The organism is Winogradskyella rapida (assembly GCF_042675845.1).
GTDB lineage: Bacteria > Bacteroidota > Bacteroidia > Flavobacteriales > Flavobacteriaceae > Winogradskyella > Winogradskyella rapida.
On sequence record NZ_JBHTKM010000063.1, the window covers coordinates 314,644 to 335,457 of the forward strand.

At 37.9% G+C, this 20,814-nt stretch carries 14 protein-coding genes and 1 other RNA gene; 8 read left to right on the forward strand and 7 right to left on the reverse strand.

From position 1 onward, the window contains the following. Positions 1-23: 23 nt before the first annotated feature. A complete protein-coding gene (locus ACFQ13_RS08835) occupies positions 24-377 on the reverse strand; it encodes a hypothetical protein (RefSeq protein WP_386116360.1) in 354 nt (117 codons plus the stop codon). Between the two features lie 109 nt (positions 378-486). Here ACFQ13_RS08835 and ACFQ13_RS08840 point away from each other — a divergent pair, with 109 nt between their 5' ends. The 5 genes from ACFQ13_RS08840 to ACFQ13_RS08860 all read left to right on the forward strand — a co-directional run bounded on the left by ACFQ13_RS08840 (position 487) and on the right by ACFQ13_RS08860 (position 4,169). Continuing rightward, positions 487-1,095: a hypothetical protein gene (locus ACFQ13_RS08840; RefSeq protein ID WP_386116362.1), complete on the forward strand. Its 609-nt coding sequence runs from the start codon at positions 487-489 to the stop codon at positions 1,093-1,095. Positions 1,096-1,249: 154 nt separating this feature from the next. Then, positions 1,250-1,543, forward strand: coding sequence for a winged helix-turn-helix domain-containing protein (locus ACFQ13_RS08845; protein ID WP_386116364.1), 294 nt, complete (start codon positions 1,250-1,252; stop codon positions 1,541-1,543). 80 nt (positions 1,544-1,623) lie between these two features. Continuing rightward, positions 1,624-3,015 (forward strand): cell envelope integrity protein CreD, encoded by a 1,392-nt coding sequence (creD, locus tag ACFQ13_RS08850; protein ID WP_386116366.1) that lies wholly within the window; start codon positions 1,624-1,626, stop codon positions 3,013-3,015. Between the two features lie 64 nt (positions 3,016-3,079). Further along, positions 3,080-3,463, forward strand: a complete 384-nt coding sequence (locus tag ACFQ13_RS08855) for a ribosomal maturation YjgA family protein (protein ID WP_386116369.1) — start codon at positions 3,080-3,082, stop codon at positions 3,461-3,463. Between the two features lie 13 nt (positions 3,464-3,476). Then, a complete protein-coding gene (locus tag ACFQ13_RS08860; protein ID WP_386116371.1) occupies positions 3,477-4,169 on the forward strand; it encodes a DUF1361 domain-containing protein in 693 nt (230 codons plus the stop codon). Positions 4,170-4,209: 40 nt separating this feature from the next. On the opposite strand, the gene ACFQ13_RS08865 is transcribed toward ACFQ13_RS08860, so the two are convergent. Beyond that, positions 4,210-5,415 carry an NAD(P)-dependent oxidoreductase gene (locus tag ACFQ13_RS08865; RefSeq protein WP_386116373.1) on the reverse strand — a complete coding sequence of 402 codons (1,206 nt, stop codon included), beginning with the start codon at positions 5,413-5,415 and terminating at the stop codon, positions 4,210-4,212. A 164-nt stretch (positions 5,416-5,579) separates the two neighbouring features. Next, positions 5,580-9,566 carry a T9SS type A sorting domain-containing protein gene (locus tag ACFQ13_RS08870; protein WP_386116375.1) on the reverse strand — a complete coding sequence of 1,329 codons (3,987 nt, stop codon included), beginning with the start codon at positions 9,564-9,566 and terminating at the stop codon, positions 5,580-5,582. A gap of 531 nt (positions 9,567-10,097) precedes the next feature. Here ACFQ13_RS08870 and ssrA point away from each other — a divergent pair. The 3 genes from ssrA (at position 10,098) to ACFQ13_RS08885 (ending at position 14,662) form a co-directional block, all read left to right on the forward strand. Next, positions 10,098-10,494: a transfer-messenger RNA gene (ssrA, locus tag ACFQ13_RS08875) on the forward strand. Between the two features lie 324 nt (positions 10,495-10,818). Further along, positions 10,819-13,362 carry a T9SS type A sorting domain-containing protein gene (locus ACFQ13_RS08880; RefSeq protein WP_386116377.1) on the forward strand — a complete coding sequence of 848 codons (2,544 nt, stop codon included), beginning with the start codon at positions 10,819-10,821 and terminating at the stop codon, positions 13,360-13,362. 199 nt (positions 13,363-13,561) lie between these two features. Then, on the forward strand, positions 13,562-14,662 hold the full coding sequence (locus ACFQ13_RS08885) for a formylglycine-generating enzyme family protein (protein WP_386116380.1): 1,101 nt from the start codon (positions 13,562-13,564) through the stop codon (positions 14,660-14,662). Between the two features lie 159 nt (positions 14,663-14,821). Here ACFQ13_RS08885 and ACFQ13_RS08890 read toward each other — a convergent pair whose 3' ends face one another. From ACFQ13_RS08890 to ACFQ13_RS08905, 4 genes are read right to left on the reverse strand one after another with little or no spacing between them, the layout of a single operon-like run. Then, a complete protein-coding gene (locus ACFQ13_RS08890; protein ID WP_386116383.1) occupies positions 14,822-16,660 on the reverse strand; it encodes an arylsulfatase in 1,839 nt (612 codons plus the stop codon). Positions 16,661-16,719: 59 nt separating this feature from the next. Continuing rightward, positions 16,720-18,126 (reverse strand): sulfatase family protein, encoded by a 1,407-nt coding sequence (locus ACFQ13_RS08895; protein WP_386116386.1) that lies wholly within the window; start codon positions 18,124-18,126, stop codon positions 16,720-16,722. Between the two features lie 7 nt (positions 18,127-18,133). Continuing rightward, positions 18,134-19,678 (reverse strand): sulfatase family protein, encoded by a 1,545-nt coding sequence (locus ACFQ13_RS08900; RefSeq protein ID WP_386116388.1) that lies wholly within the window; start codon positions 19,676-19,678, stop codon positions 18,134-18,136. A 5-nt stretch (positions 19,679-19,683) separates the two neighbouring features. Continuing rightward, entirely contained in the window at positions 19,684-20,802 is a 1,119-nt protein-coding gene (locus ACFQ13_RS08905; RefSeq protein WP_386116391.1) for a putative glycoside hydrolase, read from the reverse strand. Positions 20,803-20,814 lie beyond the last annotated feature (12 nt).

The following is a 20,814-nucleotide window of genomic DNA, read 5'->3' on the forward strand; positions in this document are numbered from 1 at the left end:
AAGTCAAATAGAATGTTGAAGACTTAAAAAATCTGGAGTATTCCGATGATTAAAAGGGCTATTCCGATGATAGCCTTAAAAGGCATAAGTTTATCTGAAATTTTATAAAGTGTCGCTTCTAACGCCGGCACTTTACTAAAAACATGGGTAAGTAATAAGATTCCCCCTAAGATACTCACCACATTAAAAATTAAGCCATCCCAAAACTCTAAGAACGCTAAAATGATCAGCCCAAGTCCGATAACGGTATCAAAAGGCGCTAAAAATCCGGCAATTTTATTAAAAAAATCACTGGCACCATCCCATTTATCTAAAGTGGTTAATCCTAATAATATTCCTCCTGTGATATTGGCAATAGCTAAAAGTAGTTCAATCATAATATGCGTTTTTTGTGATTTCTTCAGGTATAAATTTAATGAAATCTAAAAAATATATTTGTTGAATTGGATTTATTTAATTTACTTTGCTTTTCAAAGTACTTTAAAAATGAGCCAACAAGATTACTTAAACGACATTAGCGAGATTAAAAATTTGATGCATAAATCTTCCCGGTTTATTTCATTAAGTGGTTTATCTGGCATCATGGCCGGCATCTATGCGCTTATTGGAGCAGCCCTAACATACTACCTTGTAGACACCTATAGCTACGGCACCTTATTATTAGATGGATGGATTTTTAGAAGTGTAATGCTCGTGTTATTCTTTGTGGCCAGCTTTAGTATTGTAACGGGAATCATTTTAACCACAAGAAAAGCTAAAAAGAACGGCGAGAAAATATGGAACCAATCGTCGCGACGCTTAATTTTTAATTTCCTTATCCCATTAGTCGCAGGTGGCTTATATATTTTAATCATACTTTCTCAAGGGCGCTACGGACAAACCGGAGGGCTCATGCTTATTTTTTATGGTTTGGCCTTAGTCAATGCCTCTAAATATAGCCTTGGCGATATAAAATATTTAGGATTTATTGAGATGACTTTAGGCCTTATTGCTACGGCCTTCCCTGGATATGGATTTTGGCTTTGGGTTATTGGTTTCGGATTTATGCATATTATTTATGGCACCTGGATGCATTTTAAATACGATACCAACTAAAGCGGAAACGCTAGCCGTATAACCCTACGCCATCTTGTTCTTATGATTATCTTTGTCCCGGTATTCGTTTTAAGACCTCCCATTAAACAAGATCAATCTAATGCCACTATTATAAACCGTAAACAAAAACTACATCATTATTAATTTTTGAAATTTGAGCATCATAAACAACATAAATAAGCTTTTTGACCATAGAATTAGACTCGGTATCATGTCTATTTTAATGGTTAACGAGTATGCCGATTTTAAAATGCTAAAAGAGTTATTAGGCGCCACAGATGGTAATTTGGCAAGCCATACCAAAGCTTTAGAAAAGGCCGATTATATTTTAGTTGAAAAACAGTTTATTGGTCGAAAACCCAATACCCGCTACAGCGTTACCCCACTTGGTAAATCAGCATTTAAAACACATATTGAAGCCCTAGAAAAACTTATTCATAAAACCTAAGCTCCACGAGAACACTCTCTTTTTTTTGCCTTTTTACTTTGAAAAACAAAGTACTTTAAATAACTAAAAACAAAATTATCATGAACCACACAGACGACCAAAACAACATTCCACAAGCACCACATCCGCAGCCTAACAAATTTTCACAATGGTTAAAAACCTCCATTACAGCACGCATGATTATGGTGGGCTGCTTAGTCCTTATCCTTCTTATACCTTTAAGCTATGTCAACAGTTTAATTAGTGAGCGTTCGTACCGGCAGGACGACGTCGTTAATACGATTAATAAAAAATGGGGCGAAGACGTTTTGCTATACGGTCCAATACTTAAACTTCCGTATAAAACCTATACGGAAACCTCGACCTTTAATGAAAACACAAAGACCTATCTGAAAGAAACAAAAACGGAAATTAATTACGCTTATATTTTTCCTGAAAAGCTACACGTCAATGCCGACGTTAAATCTAAAACCATGTATTTGGGCAATTTTGAATCCGCTGTATTTACTTCAGACATGACCCTTTCCGGAAATTACAAGCCTACAGACCTTAAATCTAAAGGCATTAAAAATGAAGATATTATATGGAATAAATCTAGTATAATACTTAAAACGAGTAATCTAAAAGGGATTAAAAATGAAATGGCTATTGAGATTAACGGAACTGCTTATCCGTTTGAAACCAACTTTAATAACAACCGTTCTCAAGGCCATTTAGATGAACTCGAAACACCTTTTTTAAACGCCATATTTCTTGAAGCACCTTTTAAATTTAATATGAAGGTTAGCTATGATGGCAGTGAACAAATACAAGTGATCCCCGTAGGAAAAACAACTACGATGGACATGGCTTCTAATTGGGCCGACCCGGGATTTATAGGAAACTATGCTCCCGACGACGAAACTAGAAGCCTCAGTGCCTCTGGATTTAAAGTGAACTGGAAAGTTTTATCTATAAACAGAGCGTTTTCACAACAATACCTCAACAACATTCCTAATTTAAATGCCTTTGCTTTCGGAACCAAATTTGTGGTATTAGTAGATGAATATCAAAAAAGTGAGCGTGCGGCTAAATACGGCTTCCTAGTTATTGGGCTGACGTTTTTAATCTTCTTTTTAATACAAACCATGAGCAATATACCGATTCATGCGTTTCAGTATTTAATGATTGGCCTAGGCTTGGTGATGTTTTATACTTTGTTGGTGTCTATTTCAGAGCATAGTAATTTCTTAAAAGCATATGTCATTGCCGGTATATCTGTGATAGTACTGATCAGTTTATACTCTAGATCCATACTAAGAAACTCAAAATTCTCGGTTTTAATAGGCATCTCGCTCACTGCGTTATACACATTTATCTACGTCATTATTCAGCTCGAAAACTATGCCTTGTTAGTAGGAAGTGTAGGTCTATTTATCATCTTAGCTGCTGTAATGTTTGTCTCTCGAAAAATTGATTGGCACAACCACTAATAATCAACTCTTAAGCTCGCTATGTTAGGAACATGCATAGTGGGCTTTACTTTAATTCTTTATTATGAAATTACAATTGAACAGCACTTACCTTCTTATGGCCTTCATTTTATTATTAATAGAATTGACTATCGCTGTTATTGGCGGTTCCGGATTTATCCGTCATACCTTTGGCGATTATCTCGTGGTCATCTTGCTCTATGCCCTACTCCGAGGTTGTACAACTCTTGGGATTTGGTCTTCAAGCCTAATCGTGTTATTGTTTGCCTATACTGTAGAATTCCTTCAACTCACTCCTTTTTTAAGTTACTTAAATTTAGAACAACATACGCTTGCGAAGCTGATTTTTGGAAGCACTTTTGAAGTCCTCGATATAGTTGCCTATACCCTTGGCATTCTTAGCATCTTAATTTTAGAAACAAAGTTATTTAACCCAAGAACATCATAAAAAAAACAATATTATGGACGCTGTAAAACACTTACTCCTCACCCGATTTAAAACCTTAACTCTAATCCTTGTGGCCATCAGTTTTAGCCTTGTGTTACTGATGCTCCGCATGAAACTTCATCAATCCTTTTTCTTTCTTTTCTTAATTTGGAATTTATTTCTAGCCGTTATTCCCTACCTGATTACCTTATACCTCAGCGCTAAACCCCATTTAAGTCTATGGACTTTTATACTCGGGTTTATGGTATGGGTTTTATTTTTACCCAACGCCCCTTATATTGTTACGGATCTTATTCATCTTAGAAGGGCTAATGTCACTTATTTGTGGCTAGATATTTTGGTTGTCCTCTCTTTTGCCTTAAGTGCTTTATTTCTATTTTATCTTACGTTAATAGACATGCAACACCTTATAAAAGCCAACTTTAAGACAAAGCTTCCTATGGTAACACTGACCAACGGACTCCTATTTTTGTGTAGTTTTGGGGTGTATTTAGGGCGATTTCTACGCTATAATTCTTGGGATATTATCAGTGCGCCAAAGTCCCTTTTCACAACCATTTTTAACATGCTAAAAGCCCCTTACCAGCATCAAGCCATATGGTTATTTACCCTAGGCTTCGGTTGCTTTTTAAGCCTTGGATTTTGGATGTTTAAACATATAAGGTCACCCCAACAAGAGCAGACCAATAAGAGCGCTATTGTTTAAGGTGACCTTATAAATTATAGGTAAAATAAAGTACTAAATCTTAAGCCTTACCAGCAACAAAATCTTGTAAATACTGAAAACCAGGTGTTAAATCTCCGTTTTCAGTCATTTTGGCCCGTTTTAAAATACCATTTGCATCATCATTAAAAAATGCAGGAATCACATGGTTTAAAAAAGCCTCTCCAAACCCTTCACTGGCGTCCTTTGGTAATTCGCATGGTAAATTATCTACCGCCATAACAGTTATAGCTCCTTTAGCGTCATAAGCCACTTCTTGTTCCGTGATAGGATCGTAACCATAAAACGGATCTGCTATAGTTGAAGGTCTAATGGTACTTGCCACAGGACCATCGATATCGCAAGATATATCTGCTATAAGGTTAATTCTAAAATCGGGATGTTTGGCATCTTCTCTGGTAAAAAAGAAAGGCGCATTATTACCATAGAAATGGCCTGCAATAAAAAAGTCCGTCGTTTTAGCATAAGGCATAAAATTGCTTTCATAACCCGATGGATCTTTATAAAATTTAAAACGATCTCCTACCTTACCATCTTTTCGTTTGGCGTATTCCATAACATCTGCCATCACGTAAACCGGTTCTGTAAATTCTGAAGTGAGATACAAGGCATCACTAATTTCTTTTATACCTAAGTGGTCTAATATCTCTTTAGCGCCATATGCCACTTTTCCTGTTCCGGTGAGTAAGATTTTTAGATTAGGAATAGTGATTTTATCCAATTCGGCTTTAACCTCATTTAAATCGGCTAAGGTTTCTACTTTAGGCAGATTGAACAATCCTTCTCTTAGACCAAGAGCTCTAAAACCGTTGTAAGCCCCTACTAAGCCTGCATAACGTCCAAAACCAATAAGTCTGGCACCGTTTTCTTTAACTATAGTTTCATGATCGTACATTTCTATGTTCTTCTCTAACATGGCCACTAATAACTTTCTATTGTAAGGCTGTTTTTTAATGGTATGTGAGAAATAGAAATATTTTTTATTCGGAATTAAATCTTCAACAGGCACTTCTTTCACGCCAATCATCACATCGGCATGCGAGACATCGTCTAACACGTCAAACCCTAATTTTGCATAAGCCTCATCCGGGAAAATGCGAATATCTGAGGATTCTACAATAAATGTAGCCTCTGGAAATTGCGCTCTAGCCTCAGCTAAATGTTCTGGTGAAAATACCACACGCCTATCGGGTGGATTTTTGCGTTCTTTTATAATGGCGAATGTCATAGGAAATTGAAATTTTAGTTTCCCTAATAATAAGGAAATCTCGTATTTTTCACGAAAATAATGTGATTTTAATGATTTCTCAATTTTAAGCCTAATTATTTAAAAAACTCACGAAGAATAACCTTCAAGCTTTTTGTACCACCAACCGATTGCCTCTATTAGCATTAGTTAATTATTATTTTTTGAGATTTCTGTTCGGTCTTATTTTTTAAATTTACGACATACACACCTGCATTACATGCTGTTAAAGGGATGTGATTTTCGAGAAGCGACGCCTTAAGCGCACTAGAAAGCACCTTTCTCCCTTGCATATCGTAAATATCAATATAGGTGTTTTCTTGAAGCTGTCCCGCAACTATTAAAGACTTATTAGGCTTTGAGTAATACATGTTAATGGCCTCAAAATTTCTATCGTCACTAGATAAGGCATCTTCCGAAATTCTTAAAAAGAACCGACCAGTTCCCAAAAGGTTTGCAGATGGCGTTATGATATAATCACTTTCGGTAAGCAAGGTTGATGTGTTTGCTACAACATCGTCCAAGTAGATATTGGCTGAAAGTGGTAAGGTTGTGTCTTCAATCTTAAAAGTGATTTGCTCGCCTTGGTTAGCGTTAACCCCTAAAGGAATAGACAGCTCCGCGAGATCCATACTATTTAAAGACTGTAAGGCTATGGGTTTACCCACGTTATCTTCTACCAAATGCGAATACAAACTAAATGCTGGTGCAGCGGTTCCCCAAAGTGTGGCATCATAACCTTTGTCTAAACCAAGCGTCGCATTGGCATTGAAGTAAAATTCGGTATGGGCGTTATTGCTGTTTGAATTTAAACCTAACTTAAGATATTGTAATGTTTCAGTGCGGCCTGCAATAAAATCATCCGCTGATCCTGTAGTCTGCATCGCTTTAGTGAATTCTAAATTATAATTAGGCACTTGAGATGCCTCTGCCGCCACATAAAAGCCTTGTCCAGGGGCAATTACTGTAGAAGCAGTGGTGTTAGATAAGTTATAGATGGTCCAACTCCCTGAAGCATTACCATTGTAACCATAAATAGCTGCCGTTTCGTCTAACAACAAATCTAAATTTGAGACCCCTACACCAACCTCATGACTTAAAAACGCTTGAACATTAATATATGATGGATACGGATTACCCACAAGGTTCCATTTGGCATAATCTGGACCACTATCTGTAATATCTACTGTAACGGTTTCTGGAATCGTCCCTGTAAAAGTTAAGGTTTCACCGTTATTTGTTGCCGCTCTATAACCTACACCGCTCGTTAAATCTGCAATACTATTTGCATCGAAGTTTTCATAAGCCCCCGTTGTTTTATCAAAAGGTGCAAAGGCATAAGCCGTTGGATTCCCTGGGTTGCTTAATAAAGCGGAAGCATTGGCGGCATCTAAAAAGTTTTCCCAGGTTTGACCAGATAATGGTGCTGAAATAAGATCATTACCCAATAAATTGGAGTTGACGAATCTGTGGTATTGGATATCTCCTGCTATTGCACCAGCACCAACCACACTAGAATAGCTTGTAGCATTAGAGGCTAAACTTACACCGTTAGTAACGCTCAGAGTTACACCTGTATCTAGCAAAAGTCCAGCACCAGGATTTACAGTTACCGTATTTGCTGAAGTATTAGAGTTAATTGTAGCATTTCCTTCTGCTATAATAATTACATCTGAAGCCGTTGCTACACCGTCAGGATTACTTGATAACCAACCGTTGTTATAGGTATAAGTTAATACGATTTCTCTTTCAAAAAAGTAAGCAGAACCTGATCTAGACCCTTCGTCGTCATTTCCAGAAGCACCAACAATGGCAGAATCACCATCTATGGCTACGGAAATGCCAAAAACGTCACTTGCCGCCCCATCGGATGCCGACAGTTTGGTTTGTTCTGTCCAACTGTTTCCTGAGCGCTTAAAAATATAAGCAGAACCGGAACTAGACCCTGCATCGTCATTTCCATAAGCACCAACAATAGCATAATCGCTAGCTATAGCAACGGAACTACCAAATAGGTCATCTCCAGCCGCATCGGATGCCGTTAATTTGACTTGTTCCGTCCAACTGTTTCCTGAGCGTTTAAATATATAGGCAGAACCTGAATAATAATAAATATCGGTATCTCTATAAGCACCAACAATGGCATAATCGCCAGCTATGGCAACTGACCATCCAAAAAAGTCTAATGCAGCCCCATCGGATGCCGTCAGTTTAGATTGTTCTGCCCAACTGTTTCCTGAGCGCATAAAAATATAGGCAGAACCGGAACTAGACCCTGCATCATCATTTCCCCTAGCACCAACAATGGCATAATCACCAGCTATAGCCACGGAATAGCCAAATTCGTCATATGTAGCCCCATCGGATGCTGTCAGTTTGGTTTGTTCTATCCAACTGTTTCCTGAGCGTATAAAGATATAGGCGGAACCTGATTCACCCCCTGCATCGTCATTTTCATAAGCTCCAACAATGGCATAATCACCAGCGATGGCAACGGATTGGCCAAAAAGGTCCTCTGCAGCAGCATCGGATGCCGTTAATTTGACTTGTTCCGTCCAACTGTTTCCTGAGCGTGTAAATATATACGCAGAACCTGAACTTGAACCTGCATCGTCATTTTGATAAGCACCAACAATGGCATAATCGCCAGCTATGGCAACTGACCATCCAAAAAAGTCTAATGCAGCCCCATCGGAGGCTGTAAGTTTGGTTTGTTCTGTCCAACTGTTTCCTGAGCGTGTAAATATATACGCAGAACCGGAAGCTGGACCTGCATCGTCATTAAATCTAGCTCCAACAATGGCATAATCGCCATCTATAGCCACGGAAAAGCCAAATTCGTCATTTGCAACCCCATCGGAGGCTGTGGTATTGATGATTTCGTTCCAATTGATGTCTGCTGGTGGCTCGGGCGTTTCTAATTCAAAAAAGTAAGCAGAACCTGAATCAGTACCTGCATCACTATTTCTTAAAGCTCCAATAATGGCAGAATCACCAGCTATGGCAACTGACCATCCAAAATAGTCAAAAACATCAGCATCGGATGCCGTCAGTTTAGATTGTTCTGTCCAACTATTTCCTAAGCGCTTAAAAATATAAGCAGAACCGGAAGATGAACCTGCATCGTTATTACCATAAGCACCAACAATGGCTGAATCGCCAGTTATGGCAACGGAATAGCCAAATTGGTCTGCTCCATCAGCATCAGATGCCGTTAGTTTGGCTTGCTCTGTCCAGATGTTTCCTGAGCGCATAAAAATATAAGCCGAACCTGAAGAAGAACCTGCATCGTCATCTAAATAAGCACCAACAATGGCAGAATCGCCAGCTATGGCAACGGAACAGCCAAAATAGTCACTAGTAACCCCATCAGAGGCCGTCAGTTTGGCTTGTTCTGCCCAACTGTTTCCTGACCGCACAAAAATATAAGCAGAACCGGAACGATACCCTGCATGGGCATTATTATAAGCACCAACAATGGCATAATCACCATCTATAGCCACGGAATAGCCAAAATAGTCAGTTGCAGCCGCATCGGAGGCCGTCAGTTTGGTTTGTTCTGTCCAACTGTTTCCTGAACGATTAAAAATATAAGCAGAACCGGAAGCAGAAGCTCCATCATCATCATATGAAGCACCAATAATGGCATAATCACCATCTATGGCAACGGAATAGCCAAAATAGTCACTAACAGCCCCATCGGAAGCCGTTAATTTGGCTTGTTCTGTCCAACTGTTTCCTGAGCGCTTAAAAATATAAGCAGAACCGGAAGCGGAAGCGCCATCATCATCAAATGGAGCTCCAACAATGGCATAATCGCCAGCTATGGCAACGGAACGGCCAAAAGCATCCCCTGAAGCCCCATCTGACGCCGTGAGTTTGGTTTGTTCCACCCAACTGTTTCCTGAGCGTACTAAAATATAAGCGGAACCCGAATCTGAACCTGCATCGTCATTTCCTCTAGCACCAACAATGGCGTAATCACCATCTATAGCCACGCGAAAGCCAAAATTGTCAGTTGCAGCCCCATCTGAGGCTGTAGCCTTGATGATTTCGTTCCAGTTTTGAGCCTTAAGGCTGAGAGTGGCTATAGAAAAGATTAAGGCCAGTGAAAGCAGTACTTGTTTTTTCATGATATTTTGGTTCAGGTTGGTCAAAAATGATACCTGCGATATTATCATATCTGCACATACCAAACAATACCCGTCAATAGGTATATTAAACGCAAGTAAAACTAAATCAGAATTTTATAAATTAAAATACTCAATTTGAGTATATTTTTTTAAGTCATCGCATGCTATAAAACATTGTTTTTAATTGTACCAAAACCCGTCGCTATAGTTTAATTTCACTTTTTAAACCTTGGGATTTTTTATGATACTGCCATTATTTCTTAAAATAGTTTTAAAACCGATTTGGTATGACCTTTGCATTAGTATTTTTTGTAAATTTGCAGCCCTAGAAATTTTACAATAGGTTTCTTGGTTTGTTGCGTTAGGGATAGAAGCGGCATCCTTTTGCTTTTTTTAGCAAAAGATATAGCGGATAGCCCGACCTGATAAGGGAACGCCCAAATAAAAATAGCATTTATGGATTGATGAGTTCCTGAAGCAAGTTCAGGATTAATTCAATGACGTAAATTAAAAATTTACTATTTCATTAATGGGGTCGACTGGTTTTGACAGCGAGATTAAGTGAATGGTAAGCACGTCGTGTAATGGCATTGAAACACGTAAAAGGCTAGACCAAATTTTAAACGGCGAGAATAACTACGCTTTAGCTGCATAATCTGAATCACAGTAAGATTTCGTGCTCATTCCTACAAGGTAGGAAGGCTAAATGTCTCCGAAAAGCCCTAGTCAGTGGCGTTTCTGCATGAGGCATCGTAAAAATTGACTAAGATTGGGTAGTGCTTTGATGCCCTTTCGAGATTAAAAAGCTAAGCGTAAAGTGGGTTGTCTTTAACCAGCTTTACGTCTAAAACCTAAGAAAAGACTAAACGTGTAGAAAGCCCTTTGGTTACTTGTTTGGACGAGAGTTCGATTCTCTCCGACTCCACAACTTTAAAACACAACATCTTACTAATTAAGTTGTTGTGTTTTCTTTTACTTCTCCTTGTATAATTTATGTACGATAAGAAATTTACGCTTTGTGCGCCCATCAGTTTTAGACTTTCAGTGTAAGTATCTCACTACAAAAATAAACGCTTTAAGCTCTAAGATTGTAGTAAAAACAGCCTTAACACTGCTATTTTAGAGCTATTTTTTTGTTTTAGACCAACATTTATAGGCTTTTACACGATATGAGACTGTTTTTGATTGAATAAAGCAAAGTAAATTTGCACGAATGGTTTAAATTTGCAGATCACCTAAAGTCCTAAAAATCATGATGAAAAAATTACCACTACTATTTTTAATAACTTTTTTAAGTTTAAACTGCTTGCTCTTACAGGCGCAGAATGGAACATTTACCAATAATAATGGAGCTGGAGATGGCTTATGGTCTACACCAAGTAACTGGACAGACAATATAATAGTAAGTTCAGATAGTATAGCGACTTTAAACACAAGTGTAGACCTAGGTAATGGTCCTATATCTGTTGGTGAAATCATAATTGACGGTACAACAGTAACCATTTCTAATGGTACTTTAAGACTACAAGGTACGAGTAGCTCTAATATTAATCCTAATGCTATTGGGACCGCTAACAATGCAAACGCCACTTTTAATTGTGATGTAATTTTCGAATCAGGTAAGCGAATTAGAAATTCTGGCTCAGGTACAATTACTTTTGCTACTGGATATACAGTAGACTTCGGAGCTAACAATATAAATTTAAATAATACATCCAGTACAAATCCTATAGAATTCAATGGAACGCTATTAGGTAGTGGTAATATTGGATTAAAATCAAAAATAGTTTTAGGAAGTAGTTCTGATTTTACTGGCTTTACAGGAACTCTTAATTTTACTAGTAGTAACGATGCATTGTTAATTGTAGATGGCCCAAATACTATTGAAGGCAACATTGCAAGTGACACCAATGGTGCAGCTGAAGTTTTATTCAACGCTAATCAAGACAGTATGAATAATCTTTCAGTTGAAACATCATTAGCTTTAGATTTTGACCCAACAGTAACGCTAGTGAAGTTTTCTGGCATCGGTACAATGACTGGTGTTATTAATTTAAAAAACTATACCTCAGGCGTGCTAAAGATAGGAAGTACAGTGACTCAAAATCAATTAAACACATGGCTTATTGACGGTGTAGAACCTGCTAATGGCACAATTGTACAAGACACCGATGGTTCTATTATAATTCCCGAATTTACGTCAGTAACAGGTACAGGGATTAACTGGGAGGATGGTACCTCTTGGGAAGGAGGCGTTGCCCCAATTACAGCTACGGATAATGTTTATATACAAGGTAGTTTAATTATAAATTCAGAGGTTACTGTAAACAATTTTACCATTTTAACGGGTGGTGCAGTAACTGTTAATCCTACAAAGTCTCTTACTGTAAATGGAAATGCTACTACAAATGATAACCTTTTTGCTGAGTCTAATGCTACTAGTTTTAGTAGTTTAATTTTTAATGGCACGGTAACTGGTGAAGTGGGCTATAATAGATGGGTACATGCAACTCCAAATAACGACCTCATTTCTGCTCCTGTTCCTGAAACTTTTGGAGATATTGAAGATATCCTTCTTGCTAATAATACACAAAGAGCATTTGGACCTTTTAATAATGACACTGGCGTGTATGAAATTTGGGATGCTACGGCTAATAATGACACGAATATAGAACTAGGAAAAGGGTATAGAGCAGCGAGAATAAATGAAGCTGGTACTATCTTATTTCAAGGCGAACCGGTTTCACCTGTAGTGGATGTATTAGCTACGCTTAGCAATGGTGGTGACGCCACTTATGGTTTATGGAACTTAATAGGTAACCCTTATCCTTCTTATTTAGATTTTGATGAATTTTGGAGTGTAAACTCAGGTCAATTAAACGGAGGCAGCGGAGCATACCAAGCTGTTTATGGTTATGCGGGTTACGCAGATTCTTCTGATAATTGGACAGTATGGAATAATTTAACTGGTGCTGGTAATAAAATAGCCCCAGGGCAAGGATTCTTTGTAAAAACAACAGCTAGTGAAGGCACCGTAACGTTTACACCAGCGATGCGAACAACAGGTAATTCGGATGATTTTATAGCAGGAAGAACAGCTACACCAAATTTTGTTCTCTCTGAATTATTTTTATCGAGAGAATCATCGCAGTATTCCACAAAAATATACTTTGTAGACAACCAAACTAGAGGTTTAGATCCGGGGTATGATGCTGCGGCTTTTACGGGTTCTTCAAGCCCTATCTATACGCATCTTGTTGAAAATAATGAAAACATTAAATTTGCTATTCAGGCTTTACCTTATAACGATTTTAATGAGATTATTGTACCTCTTGGGGTTAATGCTGAGGCAGGTACACAATTAACAATTGGTATGAATCCTGAAACGGTTTCAATTCCTGAAACGGTAACCGTATATCTTGAAGATAATCTAACTAACACTTGGACACTTTTAAATAATAGTGATTACATCTTTACACCATCTGATGCCTTAAATGGTACCGGGCGTTTCTATGTACATTTCTCAGCGACCACTTTATCTACTGATGATGCCTTAGTTAATGGTTTACACATCTATTCTAATCAAGCTTCAAAAACAGTAGTAGTTAAAGGGCAATTACTTGCAGATACTACAGCCGTATTATACGATATGCAAGGTCGATCAGTGTTTCAACAGGTTTTAACGAGTTCAAACACAACGCAAACCCTTAATGTTAGTTCGTTAAAAGCGGGTGTTTATATTGTAGCGTTAAAAAACCCTACACAAAACAAAACTCAAAAAATTATCATTAAATAAAACTAGAATCAATTTCTAATTTTAACGATTTAATCGCTTATAAAAAAACCGTAATATCTAAGTCATATTACGGTTTTTTTATTGGTGGTATTTAATAAGCCTATGATGGATATTGCTATTTATAATACCTGCTTTATTCTGATAAAAATACGATGCAAAAACATTATATTTAACCAAAATAAAAATGTATCTAAAATCCATGAATAAACCTTTTACACCTATTCTGGCCTTGCTCTTAATGCTTACAACGGTTTCGAGTTGTAAAGATGAAGCCAAACCGACCGCTACTGAAACTAAAACGGTTAATCCTGTAGCTCCCCCTATAATCCCTGAAGCTCCTGAAGGTATGGTTTGGGTAGCAAAAAAAACATTTCTACAAGGCGCCAAAGACACCGACCAATATGCGATGCCAAGAGAAAAACCTGCGCATATGGTAACTGTAGATGGCTTTTTTATAGATGCTACAGAAGTTACCAACAAGCAATTTAAAGCCTTTGTAGAGGCAACCAACTATGTTACTATTGCCGAACGCGAGATTGATTGGGAAGAGATGAAGAAAGAATTGCCGCCTAACACCCCAAAACCTCATGATTCTATACTGCAACCGGGAAGTCTTATTTTTAATAAAGATGTAAATGCTGTTGCAAATATGGAAAACTACGGACAATGGTGGACCTGGAAAACGGGAGCGAATTGGAGACATCCAGAGGGTCCGGAATCTACTATTGAAGGTAAAGACAACTTTCCTGTAGTGCATGTCGCTTACCAAGATGCTATAGCGTATTGCGAATGGGCTAACCGACGTTTACCAACGGAAGCCGAATGGGAGTCTGCTGCACAAGGCACAAATGCAAACAGTATTTTTACTTGGGGAGATAATCCTGAAGTTTTAGATGCTAACGCCAATACGTGGCAAGGTGTTTTTCCGACTAAAAACGACTCTAAAGATGGTTTTGAATTTATTTCGCCTGTTAAGTCTTACCCAGCAAATAGTATTGGATTATATGATATGACCGGAAATGTATGGGAAATTACGAATGACTTTTTTAATGTAAACTATTATAAGGAATTAGATCGCTCTCATGCTCTTGTAAATCCTAAAGGAGCTGAAAAACATTTTAACCCGAACAATCCTTATCAAATAGAACACGTGATGAAAGGAGGTTCTTTTTTATGCCATGCGTCGTACTGTGCTAGCTTTAGAATATCGGCTAAAATGGGGGTTTCTATGGATTCTGGATCGGATCATATGGGCTTTAGAACCGTTGCTACGCCAGAGATGTTAAAGTCTGAAGAATAAAAAACTTGAATATCTATGACAAAACCTTGAACTACCAATCCGTATTAAAGCTTATGTATTTACCGTATAACACTAAAAAAAGGGAAAGTAAACTTTCCCTTTTTTTTATGCCATAAAGTGATGTGTAACACCACCTATATTTTAATAACTAATACGCGACTAGTCTATTAAAGAAAAGTCTTTAGAGACTCTAGTGACTCTCATATAAAAAGCGCCCCAATCTTCATCTTTATCGGTTGTAAACCATGCGCTCATATCGGTTTCTCCTTTGGTAAAGTTTCCTGTAAAACTAATCACTTTAGCGTCTTTAGTTATAGCTTTTGTTTGCTCCCAAGCGCCGATTTTTACACCACCAGATTTAAAATTCATGGTTCTTCCTGCTGCAATAGCTTCGGTAGAAATAGTACCTTCCTTACCTTCAACAGCGGCATTAATGGCTAAATCAGCTTCAAAAGGCCATCTGCTCAATTCAATCGTATAGGTTCCAGATTGCTCAAAGGCTACGGTAAACTCACCTCCTATTGGGTTCTTTTGCGCTTCTCTGATATAATTTTGATTCCATGGAATTTTAGAATCATGCACATGGGTATCATGACAGGTTAATTCAATAGGATTCTGCTGATCTGACCCTAAAACGATAATTGGAAACTGATTAAATTCTGTTGAAACAGAACTCCACCATTCGTTATAATATCCACGCATTTGCTCCACCTTCTCTGGGAATTGTGCGGCTAAGTCATGCTCTTGCCCTGGATCTTTAGACACATCATACAATTCTTTCCCATTAACCAATCGCATTTTGTCTGACATGACGGCACTTTTTCGCCATTTAATAGGACTCTGTACACGTTGCGAATCTGTAATAAGGTAATCTCTTCCAATGCTGTCTTTTTCTCCTAAAAGAAGTGCTGAAATATCTGAACCATCAATTTCTTTTTGGCGTTCTGGCAATTCTAAATCACATAAAGTCGCTAAGGTTGGTAAAATATCTAAATGTGCCGTAAGTGCCTTAACATCTCTTCCGCCTTCAATATTTTTTTCAGGATACTTAATAAAGAATGGTACGCGGTGTCCACCTTCATATTCACTATTTTTTGTGCCTTTCATTCCTGCATTATAACCGTAAAGCTGCCCTTTAACTTTCTTATACCCTGAAGCGGTTCCGTTATCGGTCATAAAAATAACAATGGTATTATCTGCGATGTTTAAGTCTTCTAATTTCTTTTGAAGTTTCGCAAAATTATCATCCACGTTAGTAATCATTCCGTAGAAGATTTTTTGAAACTCAGGAATATCTAAATCTTTGTATTGGTTATAATAGTCCTCAGGAACATTATAAGGTAAGTGTGGTGCATTTGTAGAGATGTAGGTAAAAAACGGTTGGTCTTTATGCGTTTCAATATAATCTATCGCCTCATCAAACCACACATCAGTACAGTAACCTTCATACTTTGTAGGCACACCATTTTTAAAATAGGTATCATCAAAATAATCATTATCCCAATAATCTGGTGTTTGGCCAACACCACCTCCACCATGTGTTATGGTGTATTCAAAGCCTTTATCTTGCGGTCTAGAAGGATAAGTGTCTCCTAAATGCCATTTTCCAAACATGGCAGTTTCATAGCCATTTTCTTGAAATACCTCAGCCATGGTCACCTCATCTTCTCTTAAAATAGATACGCCACCAATGGTATGCCAAACGCCTACTCTATTGGCATATCTTCCGGTCATTAAACCTGATCTAGAAGGCGCACAAGTAGGCCCCACATGAAAATCGGTTAACCTAACGGATTCGTCATGAAACTCATCTAATGCTGGTGTTTTTACCAAGGTATTACCATGAGCACCAAGATCGCCGTAACCTTGATCATCGGTTATAATTACAATGACGTTAGGTTGTTTTGATTTTTTCTTAGTCACTGTTTTTGTCGATTGAGAGGTACATGAAAATGCAAATCCCATCAGTGCCATTAATACTATTATTTTTTTGTTCATTTCAATACTATTTTTTGAAAGTCTATGGTGTTATTAAATTATTTTTAAGCGTTATTTAGCTATTCCGGAAGTTCTTTTTTCCAATCGTACCAAAGTTGTTTAAGTGTATCAACACGTTGTTGATTCGCTTTAGCAATATTATTGTTTTCCTTTGGATCTTCTGAAATATGATAGAGTTCTTCTCTTTTAATCTTGTCGTTAAACAACAGTTTCCAATCGCCTTTTCTAACGGCACCTTGTGCCCAATGATTGGTGTTTTCTCTTGGAAAACGCCATTCCCAAAATAAGGGTTTTGTTCTTGTAAAACTATTATTTTCTAAAATTGAACTTATATTTTCTCCATCAATAGCATAATCGTTTGGTAATTCGGTTTGCGCTAAACTGGCAAAGGTTGGTAATAAATCTACAGTGGAAAGCACACTGGTAGAATCTACCTTATTTTCTTCAACATGATTTTTCCATTTTACAATAAAAGGCACCACCACACCACCTTGAAAGATATCTACTTTTCGTCCTTTTAAACCTGCTGTAGAACCTGCTTCTTTAGAAGGTCCCCATCCTGCAGGACCATTATCGCTTGAAAAGATAATTAGTGTATTCTCATCTAATCCAAGCTCTGAAATAGAGTCTAATAAGCGTCCTATATGATAATCGGCATCCTTTAAAACCGCATAATAGGTTTCTTTGCTTGGCGATAAGTCTTTAAACGGTTCACGCTGTGCGTCGGAAGGCCATAACGGTGTGTGCGGATCTTTTAACCAAAGGTTGACAAACATCGGTTGCTGTCCTTTATTCTCCTTTATAAAATCTATTGTTTCGTCTACAGCTATTCTGCTTGAACTTTGTACCCAAAGGGTATCTTTATCCATAAATCGAGTGGTTTCCCTTTTCTGATCGCCTTTCCATGTGGGTCCGTTGCCGTTCCAAACTCTTGTTTCATCATAACCATAGCCTTTTGGTTCTGGTGCTGAAGGATCGCCATGAGGTTTACCGCCACCGCCTAAATGCCATTTCCCAAAGTGCGCGGTTTTATAACCTGCTTTTTGTAGGGTTCGTGGTAAATAAACCGGAAGGGAATCGTTTAAATAATTAGGCATGTTGCGTTTGGCATTGACTTCGTTTCCTGCAAAATGTGCATGAACACGGTGTCTTGCCGGAAAATGACCGGTTAAAACCGACGCTCGACTTGGGGAACACACACCACTTGTCACATGAAACTGAGTGTATCGTGTACCTTCTGCCGCCATTTTATCTAGATTGGGCGTTGAAACTTCTGTATTTCCGTACACGCCTAAATCACCATAACCCCAATCATCTGCAAAAATAAAAATGATGTTAGGTCTTGTTTCTTCGTGTTGGCTTACAACCTCTTTTTCAGCTACAGGTTCTTTTTTTGTGCCATTGCAAGAACAGATCGCTAATGCAACACCTAAAAGAATACTAAGTTTTAACCCACTAATTCTCATTTCTGTTTTAATTTTTAAACGTTTCTGTTTGCTGTTCTTCGCGTAATGCTGCTGCCAATTCTTTAACTTTTTCAGGGAATTGACTTGCTAAATTGTTGTTTTGCCCCTTATCATTTTTAAGATTGAAGAGTTGCACCGTATCCTTAGCAGTTTTAAAACGTTGCCCTTCTTTAAACCATTTAGGGGTTCTGGTATGGTAACCATCTTTGTTATTGATGTACAACCAATCCCCTTTTCTGATCGCGTATTTAGTTGTCCAAGTATTATGTACCAATTGTTCTCTTACTGGAGAAGAGTTTTTGGCTAACCAAACATCAGAAAAATTATAGCTATCATGCTGAAAGTCTTTTGGCAAGTCACTATTAGTCAGTGACGCTAAAGTATTTAGAAGATCTATCTGACTAAACAACTGGGTGCTTTTAAAACCCGGTTTAATCTTGTTGGGCCATTTTACAATAAACGGCACATGGTGTCCGCCTTCATAAATATCTCTTTTTACGCCTCTAAACGGATGTGAGCTATCATGATCGTAATTTTTAATACGTTCGTAGGCATATTTTTCAGAGCCATTATCGGAAGTAAAAATTACAATAGTATTCTCATCGGCATTAATGCCCTTTAAAGCCTCTAAAATTTGTCCGACCGCGTCATCGGTTTGATATACAAAATCGCCATATGGTCCAGCTTCGCTTTTTCCTCTAAATTCTTCATTCGGAATTATTGGCGCGTGTGGCGAAGGAAAGGCCATATACAAAAAGAAAGGCTTTTCGGCTTGTTCTTGATCTTTTATAAAAGTCACTGCCTTACGTGTCACGGTTGGTAAAACCTTGTAAAAATCCCAATCTTTTACAGCTGGTCCGGGACGTAACTCCCAATTCCCTTCTAAAGCAAAATCCTCTTCAGGATGCTGTAAGGTTAGTGTTGGTGCTACTGTAACTTTGTTGTTTTCTATCCAAGTATACGGTGGAAAATTAATAGTCCCATCACCAAAATAAGAATCGAAACCTATTGATAAGGGACCTCCTGGAATGGTTTTATTCCAGTCGTAAGCTTGTGCTGGCCAAATATCAATATTCTTATTTCTTAAAACGGCTTGTTCTTTTTGGGTAAACTCTTTTTTTCGGATGGCTTCCCAGTCCCAACCCAAATGCCATTTCCCAATAGCTGCGGTATGGTAGCCGTTTTGGCTAAGAATATGAGGTAAAGTCACCTGATTTTCTTTAAACACTGAAGATCCCATGGAATGGACAATGTCATTAAAATCTCTCCAGTGATAGCGTCCCGATAACAAGGCGTATCGACTTGGTGAACACACCCCAGAAGAACTATGCGCGTCTGTCATTAACAAGCCCTCTTTGGCTAATTGATCGAGATGAGGCGTAGGGATTTTAGATTGTGGATTTTGAATGGCTAAATCGCCAAAACCCATATCATCAGCATAAAATATGATGATGTTGGGTTTGCTATTTTCCGTTACTCGCTTTGTTTCTGGGGGTTTACAAGAGGTGAGCCCTACAAGTATAAAAACAAATAAGTAAACACTGATTTTCATGGTTTTTAGCTTTGTTTTTTCCAGTCTATGGTTGCTTTTTTGTTTTCTAAATCCACCCAAATACTGGCATGTTCGTATTCTCTAGTTAAAATCCAATCGTTGACTTGCATCTCGTTTAAGGGTTTCCCTAATGGTTTCTCAAATTCTGGATACCAAGATAATGATCCCATTTTTAAGCGATATCCCCAATTATAAATAATATAAGAATGTTCTTGAGCTCCTGCTAAAAAAGAAGCGAGTGCAAAGGTTATGTGCGCTTTAGAAATACGTTCTTTCTCTTGGTCTGACTTCGCCATAAAGGCTTTGTTTAACCATGCATTTTCAGGCCAAGTTTTAAACACGACTATTTTACCGCTTTTACCCGCTTGTTCCATTTCTTGAATATCTTGTAGCATACTTTCTTTTGTTCTGCTATTAAAATATCCGAAATGCTCAATCATGATGGCATCGGTATGATCCGGAAAATTATTCCCTATATTTCTAACGGGTGTAGAACGAATACCATTATAAACGATTAATTTTTCGTCTCCAATTTTAGCTCTCGTTTCTTTAATAAGATCTTTTAAGCCTTGTTGAATGGCATCAAATTTTTCCGTTCCCCATAATTGTTTATTTCCGGGATTGGTCACTTGAACTAAACCGTCAAAGAATACACCATCGATGTTTTCGTTCTCTAAATTGTCTTTAGCAACATCAGACCACCAATCTCTAACCGCTGAATTAGATAGGTCATAGCGCTTAATTCTTTCACGCTTTAAATCTAAATCGCCTGATTTCGTTTTAAGCCACCACTCTGATTTTTTTTTATATGCTTTATGCGCTCTATACATATCGTAATCTAAAAAAGCATTCCAATAGAATACGACTTTTAGATTTGGATTTAAGTCTTTTAAAACCTTAGCATCCTCAGCAATGGCATCTTCAGAATATTTGTATTTAGGAAAGCCATGGGCTTTTTCTAAAACTACAAAATTAGAACGCTCTGCAATAAACTGGGCCTCAGAAGCTGTTAACAAATCCCCCTTCTTTCCAAAGTGAAAAGCCACAGGAACTTTATCCCAACTGAAAGCAGGATAATGCTTATCCGTTTGAGAAAAGGCCAACTGGACTAAAAATATAGCCATTAAGCTTAAACA